The following is a 17,701-nucleotide window of genomic DNA, read 5'->3' on the forward strand; positions in this document are numbered from 1 at the left end:
CGACTCGCCCCATTTCTATTCGGGTGGGCGCGTCTATTCAGTAGCTTCGAACCGCCCCGCGCTGACAGTCAAGGTGCCGATCTGCGTCCCGACCGTGGCGTGGATCGGCGCATATATGCCGGTTTGGCCGAGCGGTGCAAACGTCACCATCATCTGGCTCTTCTTCTTCAGGTAATTCAGCGCCTTGCGGCCCTTGCGGTAGCCTGCCACCGGCTCGAAGCTCATCTTGCAGGTAACGGTGTCGCCCTTGTAGCCCTTGACCGAGATCGATCCTTTCGAGGCGTAGGTCAGCGTCAGGTCGGCGCGCATCTCGCCGTCATAGAATTTCACCTTGCGCCCGCAGACCTGGTCGAGGCTGTCGGCATGGATGACGGTAGCCGCCATGGGATCGAGCACAGATGCCAGATCGTTGCTGCCCAGCGGTATCCAGTTTTTGGGATTGCGCTTTTTCGGTTCGGGAATGACCTGGGTGGCGGTCACCGCGCCATTGGCAAAGCGGATATCGACCATGGAAGCCTTCTTGCCGGACTTATAATCGGCGCGAAATACCTGCGGCTGCATCTGCTTGCCCAGAATCTTGCCCTTTGACGAGATCGTGCCGCTCGTGTCGTCGAGCAAGGTGGCGAGACCCGCGCTGGAGACGGTGCCGTCTATGGAATAGCTATCGCCTTCGTAGTGGCTGGAAAATGTCGCCTTGGCCACGGAAAGGCCGAGGAACGACACCGTGTATTCGCCCTTGAAGGACTGTGCGGTGGCTGCGGGCGCGGCGGCAAGGGTTGATGTCGGCAAGGCGGCGACAAGTATGGCGACAACGGCATGTGACGGGCGAAGCATGGCGGGCTCGGTCCTTGATTTTTTAACCGGAGGCGGGCGACTCCGGCTTGAAATGTCCCTGTCCGACCGCTTATAGGCTGAATTTCGGCCTTTATGTGAAACGCCCGTCACAGTCGTGGGCAAGCCGGAGCTTGACGCATTGGCGAAATGCAACTAAGGAACGCCAACTTTTCCATAAGGCCGCCTGACTGAAACCGCGCGCCACCCGGCGCGGGCGAACAAGGTTTGGCAGGCTTAGACAGAACTGAAGGTTAGAACCATGTCCCGCACTTGCGAACTCACTGCCAAGGCAGTCCAGACCGGCAACAATGTGAGCCACGCCAACAACAAGACCAAGCGCCGCTTCCTGCCGAACCTCGTCAATGTGACGCTGATTTCGGAAGCGCTGAACCAGAATGTGCGCCTGCGCATTTCGGCCAACGCGCTGCGTTCGGTCGAGCATCGCGGCGGCCTCGACGCCTTCCTGGCCAAGGCCGACGCCAAGGAACTGTCGCAGCGCGCGCGCCTGTTGAAGAAGCAGATCGCCAAGAAGCTGGCCGACCAGCCCGCCGCTTAACGATATCAAGGCGGGGGACGACCGCCCTGAGCATCGGAGCAATCCGATGCTCAAAACTTCTAAGGCAGCAGCATCGGAGCAATCCGATGCTCAAAACTTGCAAGGCAGCGCGATCCGGATTTCGGCTAGCGCCTGGCTGGTTCCATTACCCAGGATAAAAAAATGACTTCCTTCTCGCGATATCTGCCCTTTGTGGCCGCCATGGCGCTTGTCGTCGTGGCATCGAACATCCTCGTGCAGTTCCCGATGCAGGGCCAGGCCGGCGGTCTGTCGCTGGGCGACATCCTGACCTGGGGCGCCTTCACCTATCCCTTCTCCTTCCTGGTCACCGACCTTGCCAACCGCCGCTACGGGCCGACCGTTGCGCGCCGCATCGTCCTTGTCGGCTTCATGACCGCTGTGGTCTGCTCGATCCTCGTCCCGCCCTTCCTGTTTCGCCACGGCCTGATCGAGTTCGAGACATCAGCCGACCGGCTGGTGCGCATCGCCGCAGCTTCCGGCGCGGCCTTCCTTTGCGCGCAATTGCTCGACGTCACCGTGTTCAACCGGTTGCGCCGGCAGAGCTGGTGGCGCGCGCCGATCGTCGGCACGCTGGTCGGCTCGGTGTTCGACACCCTGGTGTTCTTCAGCATCGCCTTTTCGGCCGCCTTCGCTTTTGCCGGCCCGAACGACGGTTTTGCGCTGGAGACGGCGCCGCTGATGGGCGTGCTGCCGGTCGAGACCATGCGCTGGGTCTCCTGGGCGCTGGGCGACCTTTCGGTGAAGCTGATCATCGCTGTTGTGGCCCTGATCCCCTACCGGCTGCTCGCCGCCCACTGGAGCCAGCCGACCGTGGCTGTCTAGGCCGTGATCCCTTGGGTCCAGCTCGGCTCGGCCAAAACGCCTGACGGCGGACAGGAACTGCGCCTCAAGCAGCGCGGCAGCGAATTCTCGATCATGCTCGGCACCAATGAGCTGATGAACAGCCGCCTCAGCGGCTCCGAGGAAGCGCTGGCCAAGCTCTCCTGTGAAAAGATCGGCGGCCGCGCCCAACCGAAAATCCTGATCGGCGGCCTCGGCATGGGTTTTACACTGCGCGCTGCGCTTGCCCAAATGGGCGCCGACGCAGGCATCACCGTTGCCGAGCTTGTCCCCGCCGTCATCGCCTGGGCGCGCGGCCCCATGGAGGCGGTCTTCGCCGGCTGTCTCGACGATCCCCGTGTGACGGTTCGCGAAGCCGACGTCGGGCACATCATAAGATCCGACAAGGCAGCCTGGGACGCCATCCTGCTCGATGTCGACAATGGCCCCGAAGGCATCGTCTACAAGGGCAACGACGCCCTCTATGGCGCTGCCGGCCTCGGCGCGGCGCGTGCAGCGCTCAGGCCCGGGGGCGTGCTGGCTGTTTGGTCGCAAGGCCCCGATGCCGGCTTCACACTTAGGCTCAAGCAGGCGGGCTTTGTCGTGGACGAGGTGAAGACGCGCGCCAATGGCAAGCGCGGCGCGCGCCACGTCATCTGGATCGCCACCAAGCCTTAGGGCTCTCAATCCTGGTGCAGGATGAATTCCAGATAGAGGTTGCGCTGCAGGATCGAGTGGTTGTCGTCCGAGATCAGCGACACCATCAGCGCTCCGTCATCGCGGGTCCAGACGTCGAGTCCTTCCATATTGTCGATCTGGTAGCCCATGTCGGCTTCCATCAGCACCGGCCCGTCGGCAACCGCGCCCTTCTCGACGCTTTCGCCATAGATGCGCCTTAGCCGCATCCTGACACCGCCGGCCATCGAGAAACTGCGCTCCAAAAGCAGCAGGTCGCCATCCGGCAGGAAAGCGCCGTCAGTGATGTCGAAATCACCGTTGCGCTTGACCGTGAAGACGCCCTTGTGCGGCCCTTCGATGATGGCGGCATAGATGTTGCCAGCCTTGTCCAAGCTCTTTTCCGAGACCACGACGAGGCCGCCCTCGTGCTGGCCGTTGGGATTGGCGTGGGTGACGGTCTCGAAACCGCGGTTCTGTCGCAGTTCGCGGGCTGGAACCAGAAAGTTCAGTTGCTTGAACGGCGCCGTCATGTTGCTGGGGTCGATCTTGAACTGGGCGACGCGGTGATCGCGCTCGAAGCCGACGGTGGCGATGCCGTCCTTGACTGCAAGGCCCTCGGCATCGACTTCCCATTTCCTGTCGATCGGCCGGCCCTTCTCATCGACCATCTGCTGCATGCGGAAATTCTGGATGCCGGACGGCCGCTTGTCGGCATCATGGGTGATCGAGCCGAAGAACCAGAAGCCCGTATCGGCGACGCCGATGAAATCGCTGCCGGGTTTGACGAACCGAAATGCCGACAGCGCGCCGAAATCGCGCGTCGTCGAGTTCATCTCAAGACCGCCGACGAATTCCAGCGGCCCAAACTGCTTGTCGGCGCTGCCGATATGGAAGGTGGTGATCGGTCGCGCCGAGACTTCGACCGGCTCGACCGCGCTTGGGCCGGCGGCGATGGCCGGCGCAAACGCCATGCCGGACAAGGCAGTGACCGCGAAGAGCATCTGCCGAAACCCGCCGCGCAAAAAAATCATCCGGCGCGCCGGTAGCCGCCGCGACGTGTATCGCGCACGTTTTCCTCGGCGAACAGCGAGGCCAGCTGCTCGGTCATGGCGCCGGCCAGTTCCTCGGCATCGACGATGGTGACGGCGCGCCTGTAATAGCGGGTGACGTCGTGGCCGATGCCGATGGCCAGAAGCTCGACCGGCGAGCGCGTCTCGATCAGCTCGATGACGGCGCGCAGGTGCCGCTCGAGATAGTTGCCAGGATTGACCGACAGCGTCGAATCGTCGACCGGCGCGCCGTCCGAGATCATCATCAGGATCTTGCGCTGTTCGGGCCGGGCGATCAGCCGGTTGTGCGCCCATAACAACGCCTCGCCGTCGATGTTTTCCTTGAGCAGGCCCTCGCGCATCATCAGGCCGAGATTGCGCCGGGCACGGCGCCATGGATGATCGGCGGATTTGTAGATGATGTGGCGCAGATCGTTGAGCCGGCCGGGGTTCGGCGGCTTGCCGTCCTTCAGCCACTTCTCGCGAGCCTGTCCGCCCTTCCACGCGCGCGTGGTGAAGCCGAGGATCTCGACCGAGACGCCGCAGCGCTCCAGCGTGCGCGCCAGAATGTCGGCACAGGTGGCGGCAACCGTGATCGGCCGACCGCGCATCGAGCCCGAATTGTCGAGCACCAGCGTCACCACCGTGTCGCGGAATTTGGTGTCGCGCTCCTGCTTGAACGACAACGGCTGCATCGGGTCGATGACGACACGAACCAGGCGTGCCGGATCGAGATAACCCTCTTCGAGGTCGAAATCCCAGGAACGGTTCTGCTGCGCCATCAGGCGGCGCTGCAGCCGGTTGGCGAGCCGTCCGACGACGCCGGAGAGATTGGCCAGTTGCTTGTCGAGGAAGGCGCGCAGCCGGTCGAGTTCTTCCTCCTCGCACAGCTCTTCCGCACCGACGGTCTCGTCGAAGGCGGTGGTGAAAACCTTGTAGTCGATCTCTTTCGGCAGGTTGGCGAACGGGTTGTCGTTACGGCGCGCCTCGCCCGGCGTTTCGGCGTCCGCATCGTCATCGTCGGAAAGATCGTCGGCAGTGGCGTCGGAGGCCTCAGTCTCGGACGACTGTTCGTCGTCGGCCGAGGCCTCGGCATCCTCGGATTGCGACTGCTCGGAGCCGGAATCCTCTTCGCCGCCCTCCTCGCTCTGCTCCTCGCCTTGCGGCTGGTTCTCGTCATTGTCCTCGGAGTCTTCGGTCTCCTGATCGTCGCCGAGTTCCTCGGCCATCTCCATGGACGCCAGCATCTCACGCACGACGCGGGCGAAGGCCTGCTGGTCGCCGAGCTTGGCCGACAGTCCGTCGAGATCGGCCTTGGCCTTCTCCTCGACCCAGGGCCGCCAGAGTTCGACCAGCCGCTCGCCGCTCTTCGGGATCGGCCGCCCGGTCAGCTTCTCGCGCACCATCAGCGCCAGCGCTTCCTCGATCGGCGCGTCGGCCTTGTCCTTGACGTCGACAAGGTTGGCCTTGGCGTATTTGTCCTCCAGCATAGAGCCGATATTGTCGGCGACGCCCTGCATGGCGCGGCTGCCGATCGCCTCGACGCGGGCCTGTTCCACGGCGTCATAGATCGAGCGCGCCAGCTTGCCTTCCGGCGCCAGTTTGGTGTGGATGCGCTGATCGTGGCAGGCGCGCTTCAGCGCCATGGAATCGCCCAGGCCACGAGTAATCGCGATGTCTGTCTTGGACGCTTTCTTCGGCAGTTCGGGCAGTCGGGCGCGGCTGCCGGCGAGCGCCGGGCGGTCCTTGGCGAAACCGACTTCGAGCTCCTTGTCGCCGGCGATGGCGCGCATGCAGACGGTGACGGCACGCTTGAAGCTGTCGGCTTCAGACCCCGTCTTCGACTTGTTGCGCGTGTTGTCGCCCGGACCCGCCATCGAGGCTCTGCTCAGCCCAGCACCACGTTGGCGGCGCTCTCGGGCAAATCCTCGCCGAAGGCGCGCTGGTAGAACTCGGCCACCACCGAACGCTCCAGCTCGTCGCATTTGTTGAGGAAGGTCAGCCGGAACGCCATGCCGATATTGCCGAAGATCTCGGCATTTTCGGCCCAGGTGATGACGGTACGCGGGCTCATCACGGTCGACAGATCGCCATTGATGAAGGCCGAGCGCGTCATGTCGGCGACGCGCACCATCTTGTTGACGATGTCCTTGCCCTTGCCGTCGCGATAGTGCTTGGCCTTGGCCAGCACGATGTTCACCTCATTGTCGTGCGGCAGGTAGTTCAGCGTGGTGACGATCGACCAGCGATCCATCTGCGCCTGGTTGATCTGCTGCGTGCCGTGATAGAGGCCGGTGGTGTCGCCGAGGCCAACGGTGTTGGCGGTCGAAAACAAGCGGAACGCCGGATGCGGGCGGATGACCCGGCTCTGGTCGAGTAGCGTCAGGCGGCCCGACGATTCCAGCACGCGCTGGATGACGAACATCACGTCCGGACGGCCGGCATCGTACTCGTCAAAGCAGAGCGCGACATTGTGCTGGTAGGCCCAGGGCAGGATGCCGTCGCGGAATTCGGTGATCTGCAGGCCATCCTTGACGACGATGGCGTCCTTGCCGACGAGGTCGATACGGCTGACATGGCTGTCGAGGTTGACGCGCACGCAGGGCCAGTTAAGGCGGGCGGCGACCTGTTCGATATGGGTCGATTTGCCGGTGCCGTGATAGCCAGACACCATGACGCGGCGGTTGTAGGCAAAGCCGGCAAGGATCGCCAGCGTCGTCGCCTTGTCGAACAGATAATCCGGATCGATGTCCGGCACATGTTCCGAGGTCACCGAATAGGCCGGCACCACCATCTTGGACTCGAAGCCGAATTTGTCTTTCACCGACACCGTCGTGTCGGGCAAATTGGCGATGTCGCGATCGACCTTGTTCATCTCTATCCAAGTCTCCACGGGCGAAATGCCTGATTTCGCCGGCAATCGATTTTGTCCGGGGGCGGTCTTAGAGCCTTTTCCACCCTTATGAAAGTTGGAAAACGACACGAACCGTTAGGTTGCTCAGCACAAACCCGCCTGCTTGAGCACGCGATAGGCCTGCAGCACATCGCGGAACCGGTCTTCCGAACCTCTATCGCCGCCATTCGCATCCGGATGGTGGCGCTTCACAAGTTCCTTATAGCGCGCCTTGATGTCCTTGCCAGTCGCCTTTGTATCAAGGCCAAGCGTTTCCAGCGCCTTGGCCTCAAGCGGCTTGGCCTTGCGTTCGCGCGCCTCGCGCGGGTCCTTCGGCCCTTTGAACAGGTCGAAAGGATCGCGCATGCGGTTGTAATAGCCGGCGCGACCGGAACGCTGCTGGGCGAAATCGGGCGAGGAGCGCGTCGAGGCGCCGGCGACGCCCATCTTCCATGTCGGCCGGTGGCCGGTCATCGCTTCCTTCTGGAAGCGGGCTATCTCGGTGTCCGGCACGCCGGAGAAGTAGTTGAAACCCTTGTTGTATTCGCGCACATGATCGAAGCAGAACTGAAAATACTCGCCTTCCTTCATGCGTCCGACCGGCGCCCGGTGGGTACCGGCCTCCTTGCAGCCGTCCCACTGGCAGATCGGCGAGTGCGACTTCAGCTCCGCATCCTTGTCGGGACGGACCCGAATTTTCTCGAAATATTTGGGGTACGGTTTCATCTCACCCATTTATGGGCTGTTCGCACGTGCGAAACAAGAATTGACATTTTCGCGATCATCGCCCTAACCGCTGAATCGCGGCATAAAGCAGGGCGAATGGCGATTTTTGAGGCGGCCCGGCGGGATCGATCCCGATTTCCCGATCACGCCTTGCAGATATGGTGAAGGGAGATGGCGATGTCCATACAGGCGACGATGGAAGACAAGCTGAACAAGGCGTTTTCGCCGGAGCGGCTGGCGATCGTCAATGAAAGCCACCTTCATGCCGGTCATCACCACCACGGCTCCGACGATCACGGTGCCTATGACGGCACCGGCGAGACGCATTTTCGCGTCCGCATCGTCTCATCCGTCTTTTCCGGCATGAGCCGCATCGACCGCCACCGCGCCGTCAACGAATTGCTGGCAGCGGAGCTGCAAGCCGGCGTCCATGCGCTGGCAATCGAACCGGCTGCACCCGGCGAAAAGACCCGTTGGTAAGTCTCTCCGCCTCAGATCACCGCTTCAATGAGAAACGGTCCCGGACGCGACAGGGCACTGTCGAGCAGCGCGTCGAACCGCTCGCACGTGTCGGCGCGGGCCGCCTCGACGCCCATGCCTTTGGCCAGCGCAACCCAGTCCAGCGCCGGATGGTCGAGATCGAGCATGCGCCTGGCGTTCTCGCCGATCTCATTGACCCCGACATTCTTCATTTCGCCATGCAGGATGGCGTAGGTCCGGTTGGAAAAGATGATGGTCACGACGTCAAGCTTTTCCCTGGCCTGGGTCCACAGTCCCTGCACCGTGTACATGCCACTGCCGTCGGCTTCGAGATTGATCACCTTGCGGTCCGGGCAGGCGATCGCCGCGCCGGTAGCCATGGGAATGCCGCCGCCGATCGATCCGCCCGTACCCATCATGTAGTCGTGCGGCGCCGCAAAGGCGGATAGCGTGAAGAACCGTCTCGCCGAGGTGACCGCTTCGTCGCAGACGATGGCATTGGCCGGAAGTTTGCGCGCCACCGACAGCGCGATGGCATCGTCCGTCAGTCTGCCGCTCAGCGTCGGTTCGTCTGGAAAGGCGGTTGCGGCGGCGAATTGCTGCGTCGGCTTGATGCCGAGCTCGTCGGCCAGCGCCTCCAGCGCCGCTTTCAGATCCTGGCCATGCGCCGCCAGCGAAAGCACCTTGCAATCGTCCCGAACCAGCCGCCCGGGCTTGCCGGGATAAGCGAAGAAGGCAACCGGCTCCTTGGCGCCGACCAGCACCAGCAAATCGATATCCCGGAGCGTGGCCGTCGCCGCATCGACCGGATAGGGAATGCGGGTCGGGGCGAACCGCCCGCGGCCGCGCTGCATGCGGGCGATCAGAACCTCACTGAACAGCCTGACATCGCTTCCCGATGAGATTCTCCCTGCGATTTCAAGTCCATCGGCGCGCGCCGCCTGCCCACGCACCACCATGCCGACACGGCCCGGCGCGGCGCGGATTGCTTCGGCGATCGTGCGCACAACAGCCATGTCGACGGCGGGCGGCGGCTCCAGTTCCACCTTGCCAGGTGAAATCGCAGCAACTTCGCCCCAGGCGGCATCCGCAGGCAGGATCAGCGTCGTGACGCCAGGCGGCGTGAGTGAGGCGCGGAAAGCCGCCTCTGCGGCCGGCACAATATCGGCCGGCCCCTTGACGCGGCCAACCCAGTTCGACATCGGCGACGCCAGGCCTTCTATGTCGCTGGTCAGCGGGGCATCGAGCGGCAGATGGTAAGAAGCATGGTCGCCGACAATGTTGATCATCGGGCTGCGCGCACGCCTTGCGTTGTGCATGTTGGCCAAACCGTTGGCGAGACCCGGTCCGGTATGCAGCAACGTTGCTGCCGGGCGGTCGGTCATGCGCGCATAGCCGTCGGCGGCGCCGGTCACCACGCCCTCGAACAGGCCGAGCACGCAGCGCATCTGAGGTTTGCGGTCCAGTGCGGCAACGAAATGCATTTCGGATGTGCCAGGATTGGCGAAGCAGACCGTGACGTCATTGGCCAGGAGCACGTCGCACAGCAGATCGGCGCCATTCATGATTTTCTTTCCCAATCGACAATTCAGGAACAATTGCACCAGTAGGCGCCGGGTCGGCAATGTCCCGCCGGGGCTTTTGGTCTGATCCAGGACGCCTCGCGGGGATCCGGGATCAACCGACGGTCGCATTCAGGAAGGCCAGCATCGCGGCGGTCAACGCGTCGACGTCCTCGCCGAAGTCGTGATTGATCGACATATGCGTGTAGGCGTTGCCGTCGAACAGCGTCACTTCAGTGCCGGTGGCGCGCAGGCGCTTGGCAAAGCCTTCGATTGGTCTTCGCAGCCTTCGGCGCGCGAATAGGCGATGAAGGTCGGCGGATGCTTGTGTCCATCGAGATAGCTGGCCGGCGACAACGCCGCCCATCAGCGCCGCAGCACCGGGCAACCCGCCATTCCAGCCACTCCGAATGTTTCCTCCCAAGCCTTCTACCCGGATTGCAGCCACTCTCCTTCATGTGAAGGGAACCAACAATGCTTTCCGACAGTTGAAGGTGATGAGGCGATTGGAATCCAGATCGGCTCCGAGGGCAGAACATCATGCGTGCAACCCAATCCGACGTCTTCGATCTTTTTTCGGAAATTTATGCCAATGCGGCGGACGAAGAGGTCAGCATCCAACAGTATCTTCTTGCCTGTCGGGAAGACAAATCGATGTACGCTTCGGCGCCCGAAAGGATGGTCGACGCAATCGGCGAACCAAAACTGGTTGACACCAGCAAAGACGAGCGCCTCGGCCGCATTTTCGCGAATCGGACCCTCAAGATCTACCCTCATTTTTCTGACTTCTATGGAATGGAGGATACGATCGAGCGCATAGCTGGATATTTCCGCTATGCCTCGCAGGGGCTCGAGGAACGCAAGCAGATCCTCTATCTCCTCGGCCCGGTCGGCGGCGGCAAATCCTCTCTGGCCGAGCGCCTGAAGAAACTGATGGAGCAGCGCCCGATCTACACGCTGAAGGTCGGCAACCAGATCAGCCCGGTTTTCGAGTCGCCGCTTGGGCTGTTCCATCCCGATCACATGGGTGATCTGCTAGAGGATAAATACGGCATAGCCCGGCGCCGGCTGAACGGATTGATTTCGCCATGGGCGGCCAAGCGCCTCGACGAATTGTCTGGCGACATTTCCAAATTCAGCGTCGTCAAGCTGATGCCTTCGCGGCTGCGCCAGATCGGCATTGCCAAGACCGAACCTGGCGATGAGAACAATCAGGATGTCTCGGCCCTGGTCGGCAAGGTCGACATCAGGCAATTGGAAAATTTTAGCCAGTCCGACCCCGATGCCTATTCCTATAGCGGTGGCCTGAACCGGACCACGCAAGGTCTGCTTGAATTCGTCGAGATGTTCAAGGCACCCATCAAGGTTCTGCATCCGCTGCTGACCGCGACACAGGAAGGCAGCTACAACGGCACTGAAAATTTCGGCGCCTTTCCCTACCAGGGGATCATCGTCGCCCATTCCAACGAGTCGGAATGGCAACAGTTCAAGAGCAACAAGAACAACGAGGCGTTTCTCGATCGCATCCTGGTGGTCAAGGTACCCTATTGCCTGCGGATCACCGAAGAGAGGCAGATCTATGAGAAATTGCTGCGTGAGAGCGAGTTGGCCGCCAGCCCCTGTGCCCCTGAAGTTTTGGACATCCTCAGCCGCTTTGCAGTTTCGACGCGCTTGGCCGAGCACGACAACTCGCCGCTCTACACCAAGATGCGCGCCTATGACGGCGAAAATCTGAAGGAAGTCGATCCCAGGGCAAAGTCGGTCCAAGAATATCGCGACGCCGCCGGCGTCGATGAAGGCATGACGGGCGTCAGCACGCGCTTTGCCTTTAAGATCCTTTCGCAGACATTCAACTTCGACAATGAGGAGGTCGCCGCCGATCCTGTGCATCTGATGTACATTCTGGAGGAGGCGATCAAGCGGGAGCAGTTCCCGAAGGAAACGGAAGCGGCATATCTTGAATTCATCAAGTCGGAGCTTGCAGCGCGCTACGCCGAGTTTATCGGCCACGAAATCCAGAAGGCCTATCTGGAGTCCTATAGCGAATACGGCCAGAACCTCTTCGACCGCTACATCGCCTATGCGGATGCCTGGATTGAGGACCAGGACTACAAGGACCCCGACACCGGCCAGATCCTCAACCGGGAGATCCTGGACAACGAACTTTCGCAGGTCGAGAAACCGGCAGGCATCGCCAATCCCAAGGACTTCCGTAACGAGGTGGTGAAGTTCACTCTGCGCGCTCGCGCAAGAAACCACGGCCGCAACCCGTCATGGACCAGCTATGAAAAACTGCGCGAGGTCATCGAGAAGCGGATGTTCGGACAGGTCGAGGACCTCTTGCCGGTGATCAGCTTCGGCTCCAAGCAAGACAGCGTTACGGAAAAGCGCCACAACGAATTCGTGCAGCGCATGATCGAGCGTGGCTACACAGAACGGCAGGTACGCCGGCTGGTGGACTGGTACATGCGGGTGAACAAGGCGGGTTGACAGAGCCGGATGGTTCCATGCCGATCTTCATCGACCGTCGCCTGAACCCCAAGGACAAGAGCCTTGGCAATCGACAGCGCTTCCTCAGGCGTGCTCGCGAGGAGTTGAAGCGGAGCATTCGCGATCAAATCCGCACTGGCAGGATCGCCGACGTGGATACCGAGCACGCCGTGCCCATGCCTGAAAGGAAAACGGCCGAGCCGAGCTTCAACGATGACAGGGCCAGCGGACGGCGCCGACACATCCTTCCGGGCAACAGGCATTTTTCCCCTGGAGACCTGCTCCCGAAGCCGCATGGGGGCGGCGCGGCGTCGTCGCCAGGAAACACGGCGTCGGAAGACGATTTTCGTTTCGTGCTGTCACGCGAGGAGGTGCTCGAACTCTTTTTTGAGGATCTCGAACTGCCCGACCTGGTTAAGCTCAATCTCAAGGAAATCCTTGCCTTCAAGCCGCGCCGGGCCGGCTTCGCGGCAACCGGTTCCCCGACCAACATCAATGCCGGCCGCACCATGCGCAACAGCCTAGGCCGGCGCATTGCGCTGAGGCGCCCCACGCAGCAGGAACTGGAGGCGATCCTCCGGGAAATCGTCACGCTTGAGTCGGCCCCGGCCGGCGCGGCGGTGCGCCAGCGCATCGCGGAATTACGCGACGAGCTTGACCGGCTGGAGCGACGGCGCAGGCGAATTGCCTTTGTCGATCCGGTCGATATCCGATTCAACCGCTTCGACGCCCGGCCGGTGCCGAATGCCAATGCCGTCATGTTCTGCCTTATGGACGTGTCCGGATCGATGGGCCAACGCGAAAAGGACTTGGCCAAACGCTTCTTCGTGCTGCTGCACCTGTTCTTGAAACGGCGCTACGAACGCACGGAGATCGTCTTCATCCGCCATACCCATGAGGCGCACGAAGTGGATGAGGACACGTTCTTCTACAACACGCAGAGCGGCGGTACGATCGTCTCCACCGCGCTCGACGAAATGCACCGCATTATCGGCCAGCGCTATCCTGCCAGCGAGTGGAACATTTACGCCGCGCAGGCCTCTGACGGGGACAATTTCACCACCGATTCCGAGCGATGCATAGAGCTCATGAACGGCAAGCTCATGCGCCTGTGCCAGTATTTCGCCTATGTCGAGATCATCGACGAACGCGAGAGCCACATATTCGGTGCTACCGAAAACGGGACGTCGCTTTGGCGCGCCTACAGTACGATCGAGCTGAAATGGCCCAACTTCCAGATGAGCCGCATCGCTGCTCCCGCGGATATTTACCCGGTCTTCCACCGGCTCTTCGCCAGGCAGCCGGCGGCCATCAAGAGCGCTTGAGAGAGAGAGATGGTCAGGCGAGCCAACGAAACGAATTTGTTGTTTTCCGGTTCTGACTGGAATTTCGAGAAATTATCGCGGGCTTTTGAAGAGATCGAGGCGATCGCGGTCGACGAGTTGCATCTCGATACTTACCCGGTCCAGATGGAGATAATCTCCTCCCAGCAGATGCTCGACGCCTACTCATCTATCGGCATGCCACTGATGTATCGGCATTGGTCGTTCGGCAAACATTTCCTTCACCAGGAGCTTCTTTACCGTAAGGGTGGTCGGGGGCTGGCCTATGAACTGGTCATCAACTCCAATCCCTGCATCGTCTACCTCATGGAGGAAAACACCATGGCGTTGCAGGCCCTTGTGACGGCCCACGCGGCGCTTGGCCACAATCATTTCTTCAAGAACAATCATCTGTTTCAGCAATGGACCGACGCCGGGGCAATCCTGGGTTATCTGGACTTCGCCAAGGGCTACATCGCCCGGTGCGAGGAGCGGCACGGCCTTGCAGCAGTGGAGGCCATTCTCGATTCCGCCCATGCGCTGATGGAACAAGGGGTGTTCCGCTACCACCGGCCGCCAAAGCTCTCGTCGGAGCGACAGCGCGAAGGGCTTCGCGAGCGCCTCGAATACGAAGAGCGCTCCTACAACGATCTGTGGCGCACGCTGCCGCCGTCGCAGAACAAAAACAAGTCCGGCAATGAGGATCAAGGGATGGCGGAGCGCAAGAGATCGCTCAACCTTCCCGAGGAAAACCTCCTTTATTTCCTCGAGAAGAACAGCCTGATCCTGGAACCCTGGCAGCGCGAGATCATCAGGATCGTCCGCGTCATCGCGCAATATTTCTACCCGCAGCGACAGACTCAAGTCATGAATGAAGGCTGCGCCACCTTCGTGCATTATACCCTCATGAACATGCTATTCGATCGTGGCCGGATCGGCGAAGGTGCCATGCTCGAAATCCTGCGCAACCATTCGAACGTGATCTTCCAGCCGGCCTTTGACGATCCCCGGTTTTCAGGCATCAATCCCTATGCCCTCGGCCTCGACATGATGCAGGACATACAGCGCATTTCGACCGAGCCGACGGCGGAGGACCGCGACTGGTTCCCGGACATTGCAGGACATGGCAACTGGCGCGAGGTCCTGCTTGAGGCCTGGGCCAACCACCGCGACGAATCCTTTATCCGCCAGTACCTCAGCCCGAGCTTGATCCGAAAATGGCGGTTCTTCGTGCTTGGCGATGGAGCCGACAAACCGCATTTCGAAGTCGCGTCGATCCACAACGAACGTGGCTATCACAAGATACGCGCCCAGCTAGCCCACAGTTACGACCTTGGAGCGAATCGGCCGGACATCCAGGTGATTGATGTCGACCTGCTCGGCGACCGGCAGTTGCGGCTGCAACACAGGGTAAAGGATGGTGTTGTGCTCGAAGGGGCCAGCCGTGACGCGACGCTGCGCCATGTCCGCAGCCTCTGGGGCTACGAGGTCAGCCTGGTCGCAGTTGACGCTCAAACCGGTGCGACCATCCACGAACGGTCTACGAGCCAGATCGCGGCATAAGCTCGGCAAAGAGCGTCATGTGGCGGGCCTGCTCGGTACCTTTAAGATTCGCCCGCCGGCCTGATCCTGATCCTGGCGATCCGGTTTTTGTCGCGCTTCATCACCACGAAGCGCTTGCCGTGGAAGGTGAAAGCCTGCTTTTCCTCGGGGATCGACTGCGTCTCGTGGATGACCAGGCCGGCAATGGTGGTCGCTTCCTCGTCAGGCAGGTTCCAGTCGAGCGCCCGGTTGAGATCGCGGATCGGCACGGTGCCGTCGACGACCACGGAACCGTCCGCCTCCTGCTTGACGCCCTGAATGTCGACATCGTGCTCGTCGGCGATCTCGCCAACGATCTCCTCGATAATGTCCTCCAGCGTCACCAGCCCTTCGACCTCGCCATATTCGTCGACGACGATAGCGAAATGCGCCTTGGCACGCAGGAAGGCGTTGAGCTGTTCCTGCAGCGTGGTGGTGTCGGGCACGAACCAAGGCTTCGACGCGATCTTCATCACGTCGATCCGGGAAAAGTCGTTGCCGACCTCGTTCAGCGCTCGCAGCAGGTCCTTGGCGTGCAGCACGCCGACAATGTTGTCGAGAGAGCCTTTCCACAACGGCATGCGGGTGTGCGGGCTCTGCAGGATCTCGCGCACCACGGCTTCCGGCCCATTGTCGGCATTGACCGAGCGCATATTGGTGCGGTGGACCATGATGTCGGAGACTTCGAGCTCGGCGAGATCGAACAGCCCGCCGACACGGTCGCGGTCCTCACGCACCATCTGGCCGTCGCGGCGGAAATCGTCGACCGCGCCGCGCAACTCGTCCTGGGTCGAGCGCTGCGGCTCGATGCGCGACAACTCATAGCCGAACATGGCAAGCAGGCGCGTGCGCACGGCCAGGACAAGCAGGATGAGGATGGCAAGGACGGCGACGACGGTCCAGCCGGGCTCGTTGATCATCGCTGCCGGCTTTCCTGGCCCGGGTGGTTCTCCCTGAGGAACGAAAGCACTTCCGACGCCGGTACATCCTTGGCAATAAAAGCCTGGCCAACGCCGCGCGTCAGGATGAATGTCAGCGCGCCGCGCGACACTTTCTTGTCCTGGGTGATGAAGCCAAGCAGCGCCTCGGCATCGGGCAACTCACCAGGGATGTCGGCCATCCGCCAGGGTAGACCGACGGCGCGAAGATGCGCCTCGACCCGCGCCGCGTCGTCGGGGCTGGCCAGATTGAGCCTTGCGGAAAAGCGGTGCGCCAGCGCCATGCCGATGGCGACGCCTTCGCCATGGACGAGGCGGGCGCCATCATACTGTGTGGCGCCTTCCAGCGCATGGCCGAACGTGTGGCCAAGATTGAGCAGTGCGCGGTCGCCGGTTTCGAACTCGTCGCGGGCGACGACATCGGCCTTGGCGCGGCAGGCCTCGGCAATCGCCTCCGCCCGTTCCGCACCACCGGCGAACACCTTTTCCCAGTTCGCTTCCAGCCAGGCGAAAAACGCCGGTCGGTCGATCAACCCGTATTTGGCAAGCTCGGCATAGCCGGCGCGAAATTCGCGGATCGGCAGCGTGTCGAGCACTTCGGTGTCGGCCAGCACCAGCTTCGGCTGATGGAAGACGCCGACCAGATTCTTGCCGCGCGGGCTGTTGATGCCGGTCTTCCCACCGACCGAGGAATCGACCTGCGCCAGCAGCGAGGTTGGAATCTGGACGAAATTCATGCCGCGGCGCACGATGCCGGCGGCAAAGCCGGTGAGGTCGCCGATGACGCCACCGCCGAGCGCAATGACGACATCGCCGCGCTCCAGCTTGGCGGCGAGCACGCCGTCGACCACCTCTTCGAGATGGGCAAAGCTCTTGGTCTTTTCGCCGGCCGGCAAAGTGATGACGGCAGGCTGGATGCCGCGTGTTTCCAGACCGGCCTTCAGCGCGTCGAGATGTGCCGCCGCGACATTATCGTCCGTGACCACCGCCGCTCTCGTGCCGGGCAGGCGGCGCGAAATCTCGGCGCCGGCGCGCGCCAAAAGGCCGGGGCCGATCAGGATGTCATAGGCACGCTCGCCAAGGCCGACCTCGACAGTGACCGGTTCGCTCACAGCCGCACCTCGCCCGGCGCAGTCGGAGCCGGAATGCCGAAATGCCCGCACAGCGCGTCGACAACCTCGGTCGCAATGACCTCCTTGCGGTCGTCGCGTGTCGGCACGGTGATGTTGGACGTGGCATAGAACGGGTAGCGCTCGCCCATCAGCCGCTCGAGCACGGCGCGCGGATCGGCGCTTTTGAGCAACGGCCGGTTCTGCTTCTTGGACACGCGTTCCATCAACAGGTCGATCTCGGCCTTCAGCCACACCGACACGCCATGCCCGGCGATCGCTTCCCGCGTCTGCGCATTCATGAACGCGCCGCCGCCGGTCGACAGCACCTGGGGCCCACTCTCCAGCACGCGCAGGATGACGCGCTGCTCCAATGCCCGGAATTCGGTCTCGCCATAGCGTTCGAACAGTTCCGGCACCGTCATGCGCGACACGGTTTCTATCTCCTGGTCGCTGTCGACGAAGGGCAGCGACAGCATCGTCGCCACCTTGCGGCCGATCGCCGTCTTGCCGGCGCCCATCAGGCCGACAAAGACGATCGAGCGGCTGCCCAGCCTGTCGAGCAGCGCGGCATGGCTATCGCCGGGAGGATTTGCTGGTAACGCGTTCATGAGACCATGCTGTTTCTAAGCCGTCTTTGCCG

At 61.9% G+C, this 17,701-nt stretch carries 17 protein-coding genes; 7 read left to right on the top strand and 10 right to left on the bottom strand.

The genetic code is table 11. The annotated features are described in order from the left end of the window. Positions 1-33 precede the first annotated feature (33 nt). Complete coding sequence (locus NKH22_RS20695; protein ID WP_352910783.1) at positions 34-834, bottom strand: DUF3108 domain-containing protein; 801 nt, start codon at positions 832-834, stop codon at positions 34-36. Positions 835-1,093: 259 nt separating this feature from the next. Here NKH22_RS20695 and rpmB point away from each other — a divergent pair, with 259 nt between their 5' ends. The 3 genes from rpmB to NKH22_RS20710 all read left to right on the top strand — a co-directional run bounded on the left by rpmB (position 1,094) and on the right by NKH22_RS20710 (position 2,908). Beyond that, on the top strand, positions 1,094-1,390 hold the full coding sequence (rpmB, locus tag NKH22_RS20700; RefSeq protein ID WP_023670682.1) for a 50S ribosomal protein L28: 297 nt from the start codon (positions 1,094-1,096) through the stop codon (positions 1,388-1,390). Positions 1,391-1,552: 162 nt separating this feature from the next. Beyond that, positions 1,553-2,233 carry a queuosine precursor transporter gene (locus NKH22_RS20705; RefSeq protein ID WP_023694048.1) on the top strand — a complete coding sequence of 227 codons (681 nt, stop codon included), beginning with the start codon at positions 1,553-1,555 and terminating at the stop codon, positions 2,231-2,233. Between the two features lie 3 nt (positions 2,234-2,236). Further along, complete coding sequence (locus tag NKH22_RS20710; RefSeq protein WP_023694049.1) at positions 2,237-2,908, top strand: polyamine aminopropyltransferase; 672 nt, start codon at positions 2,237-2,239, stop codon at positions 2,906-2,908. A 5-nt stretch (positions 2,909-2,913) separates the two neighbouring features. Here the strand turns inward: NKH22_RS20710 and NKH22_RS20715 are convergent, their stop codons facing one another. From NKH22_RS20715 to NKH22_RS20730, 4 genes are all read right to left on the bottom strand, one after another. Then, positions 2,914-3,939, bottom strand: coding sequence for an esterase-like activity of phytase family protein (locus tag NKH22_RS20715; RefSeq protein ID WP_023685362.1), 1,026 nt, complete (start codon positions 3,937-3,939; stop codon positions 2,914-2,916). Next, positions 3,936-5,834, bottom strand: coding sequence for a cobaltochelatase subunit CobT (gene cobT, locus NKH22_RS20720; protein ID WP_023685363.1), 1,899 nt, complete (start codon positions 5,832-5,834; stop codon positions 3,936-3,938). Before cobT ends, NKH22_RS20715 begins: the two co-directional genes overlap by 4 nt. A gap of 11 nt (positions 5,835-5,845) precedes the next feature. Further along, a complete protein-coding gene (gene cobS / locus NKH22_RS20725; RefSeq protein WP_023670677.1) occupies positions 5,846-6,832 on the bottom strand; it encodes a cobaltochelatase subunit CobS in 987 nt (328 codons plus the stop codon). A gap of 123 nt (positions 6,833-6,955) precedes the next feature. Beyond that, positions 6,956-7,585, bottom strand: a complete 630-nt coding sequence (locus tag NKH22_RS20730; protein ID WP_032887126.1) for a J domain-containing protein — start codon at positions 7,583-7,585, stop codon at positions 6,956-6,958. Between the two features lie 168 nt (positions 7,586-7,753). Here NKH22_RS20730 and NKH22_RS20735 point away from each other — a divergent pair, with 168 nt between their 5' ends. Next, entirely contained in the window at positions 7,754-8,056 is a 303-nt protein-coding gene (locus tag NKH22_RS20735) for a BolA family protein (protein ID WP_023822505.1), read from the top strand. Between the two features lie 11 nt (positions 8,057-8,067). Here NKH22_RS20735 and NKH22_RS20740 read toward each other — a convergent pair whose 3' ends face one another. Together NKH22_RS20740 and NKH22_RS20745 are read right to left on the bottom strand one after the other, a co-directional pair. Further along, complete coding sequence (locus NKH22_RS20740) at positions 8,068-9,621, bottom strand: acetolactate synthase large subunit (RefSeq protein WP_023711703.1); 1,554 nt, start codon at positions 9,619-9,621, stop codon at positions 8,068-8,070. Between the two features lie 112 nt (positions 9,622-9,733). Beyond that, positions 9,734-9,985 (bottom strand): hypothetical protein, encoded by a 252-nt coding sequence (locus NKH22_RS20745; RefSeq protein ID WP_245260666.1) that lies wholly within the window; start codon positions 9,983-9,985, stop codon positions 9,734-9,736. 173 nt (positions 9,986-10,158) lie between these two features. On the opposite strand from NKH22_RS20745, the gene NKH22_RS20750 reads away from it, so the two are divergent. From NKH22_RS20750 to NKH22_RS20760, 3 genes are read left to right on the top strand one after another with little or no spacing between them, the layout of a single operon-like run. Continuing rightward, positions 10,159-12,108 carry a PrkA family serine protein kinase gene (locus tag NKH22_RS20750; RefSeq protein WP_023686732.1) on the top strand — a complete coding sequence of 650 codons (1,950 nt, stop codon included), beginning with the start codon at positions 10,159-10,161 and terminating at the stop codon, positions 12,106-12,108. Positions 12,109-12,125: 17 nt separating this feature from the next. Continuing rightward, the gene (locus NKH22_RS20755; protein ID WP_023686733.1) at positions 12,126-13,433 is read left to right on the top strand and encodes a YeaH/YhbH family protein; all 1,308 of its coding nucleotides are present in this window, start codon (positions 12,126-12,128) and stop codon (positions 13,431-13,433) included. 9 nt (positions 13,434-13,442) lie between these two features. Next, positions 13,443-14,993, top strand: a complete 1,551-nt coding sequence (locus NKH22_RS20760) for a SpoVR family protein (RefSeq protein WP_023670670.1) — start codon at positions 13,443-13,445, stop codon at positions 14,991-14,993. A 41-nt stretch (positions 14,994-15,034) separates the two neighbouring features. Here NKH22_RS20760 and NKH22_RS20765 read toward each other — a convergent pair whose 3' ends face one another. The 3 genes from NKH22_RS20765 to NKH22_RS20775 are packed head-to-tail and all read right to left on the bottom strand — an operon-like array spanning position 15,035 to position 17,669. After that, positions 15,035-15,931, bottom strand: a complete 897-nt coding sequence (locus NKH22_RS20765) for an HlyC/CorC family transporter (protein ID WP_023670669.1) — start codon at positions 15,929-15,931, stop codon at positions 15,035-15,037. Further along, positions 15,928-17,061 carry a 3-dehydroquinate synthase gene (gene aroB, locus NKH22_RS20770; protein WP_352498134.1) on the bottom strand — a complete coding sequence of 378 codons (1,134 nt, stop codon included), beginning with the start codon at positions 17,059-17,061 and terminating at the stop codon, positions 15,928-15,930. Before aroB ends, NKH22_RS20765 begins: the two co-directional genes overlap by 4 nt. Beyond that, positions 17,058-17,669, bottom strand: coding sequence for a shikimate kinase (locus tag NKH22_RS20775; protein WP_352807648.1), 612 nt, complete (start codon positions 17,667-17,669; stop codon positions 17,058-17,060). The genes aroB and NKH22_RS20775 overlap by 4 nt, the downstream gene beginning before the upstream one ends. Between the last annotated feature and the right edge of the window lie 32 nt (positions 17,670-17,701).

Source organism: Mesorhizobium sp. M1252, assembly GCF_040318265.1.
Lineage (GTDB): Bacteria > Pseudomonadota > Alphaproteobacteria > Rhizobiales > Rhizobiaceae > Mesorhizobium.

Bases quoted from the DNA above. Each gene is read 5' to 3' on its own strand.
- NKH22_RS20740 (WP_023711703.1), bottom strand. From the start codon at position 9,621: ATGAATGGCGCCGATCTGCTGTGCGACGTGCTCCTGGCCAATGACGTC.
- NKH22_RS20765 (WP_023670669.1), bottom strand. From the start codon at position 15,931: ATGATCAACGAGCCCGGCTGGACCGTCGTCGCCGTCCTTGCCATCCTC.
- NKH22_RS20735 (WP_023822505.1), top strand. From the start codon at position 7,754: ATGTCCATACAGGCGACGATGGAAGACAAGCTGAACAAGGCGTTTTCG.
- NKH22_RS20750 (WP_023686732.1), top strand. From the start codon at position 10,159: ATGCGTGCAACCCAATCCGACGTCTTCGATCTTTTTTCGGAAATTTAT.
- cobT (WP_023685363.1), bottom strand. From the start codon at position 5,834: ATGGCGGGTCCGGGCGACAACACGCGCAACAAGTCGAAGACGGGGTCT.
- NKH22_RS20705 (WP_023694048.1), top strand. From the start codon at position 1,553: ATGACTTCCTTCTCGCGATATCTGCCCTTTGTGGCCGCCATGGCGCTT.
- NKH22_RS20730 (WP_032887126.1), bottom strand. From the start codon at position 7,585: ATGGGTGAGATGAAACCGTACCCCAAATATTTCGAGAAAATTCGGGTC.
- NKH22_RS20745 (WP_245260666.1), bottom strand. From the start codon at position 9,985: ATGGGCGGCGTTGTCGCCGGCCAGCTATCTCGATGGACACAAGCATCC.
- NKH22_RS20755 (WP_023686733.1), top strand. From the start codon at position 12,126: ATGCCGATCTTCATCGACCGTCGCCTGAACCCCAAGGACAAGAGCCTT.
- NKH22_RS20715 (WP_023685362.1), bottom strand. From the start codon at position 3,939: ATGATTTTTTTGCGCGGCGGGTTTCGGCAGATGCTCTTCGCGGTCACT.
- NKH22_RS20760 (WP_023670670.1), top strand. From the start codon at position 13,443: ATGGTCAGGCGAGCCAACGAAACGAATTTGTTGTTTTCCGGTTCTGAC.
- NKH22_RS20775 (WP_352807648.1), bottom strand. From the start codon at position 17,669: ATGAACGCGTTACCAGCAAATCCTCCCGGCGATAGCCATGCCGCGCTG.
- NKH22_RS20695 (WP_352910783.1), bottom strand. From the start codon at position 834: ATGCTTCGCCCGTCACATGCCGTTGTCGCCATACTTGTCGCCGCCTTG.
- cobS (WP_023670677.1), bottom strand. From the start codon at position 6,832: ATGAACAAGGTCGATCGCGACATCGCCAATTTGCCCGACACGACGGTG.
- rpmB (WP_023670682.1), top strand. From the start codon at position 1,094: ATGTCCCGCACTTGCGAACTCACTGCCAAGGCAGTCCAGACCGGCAAC.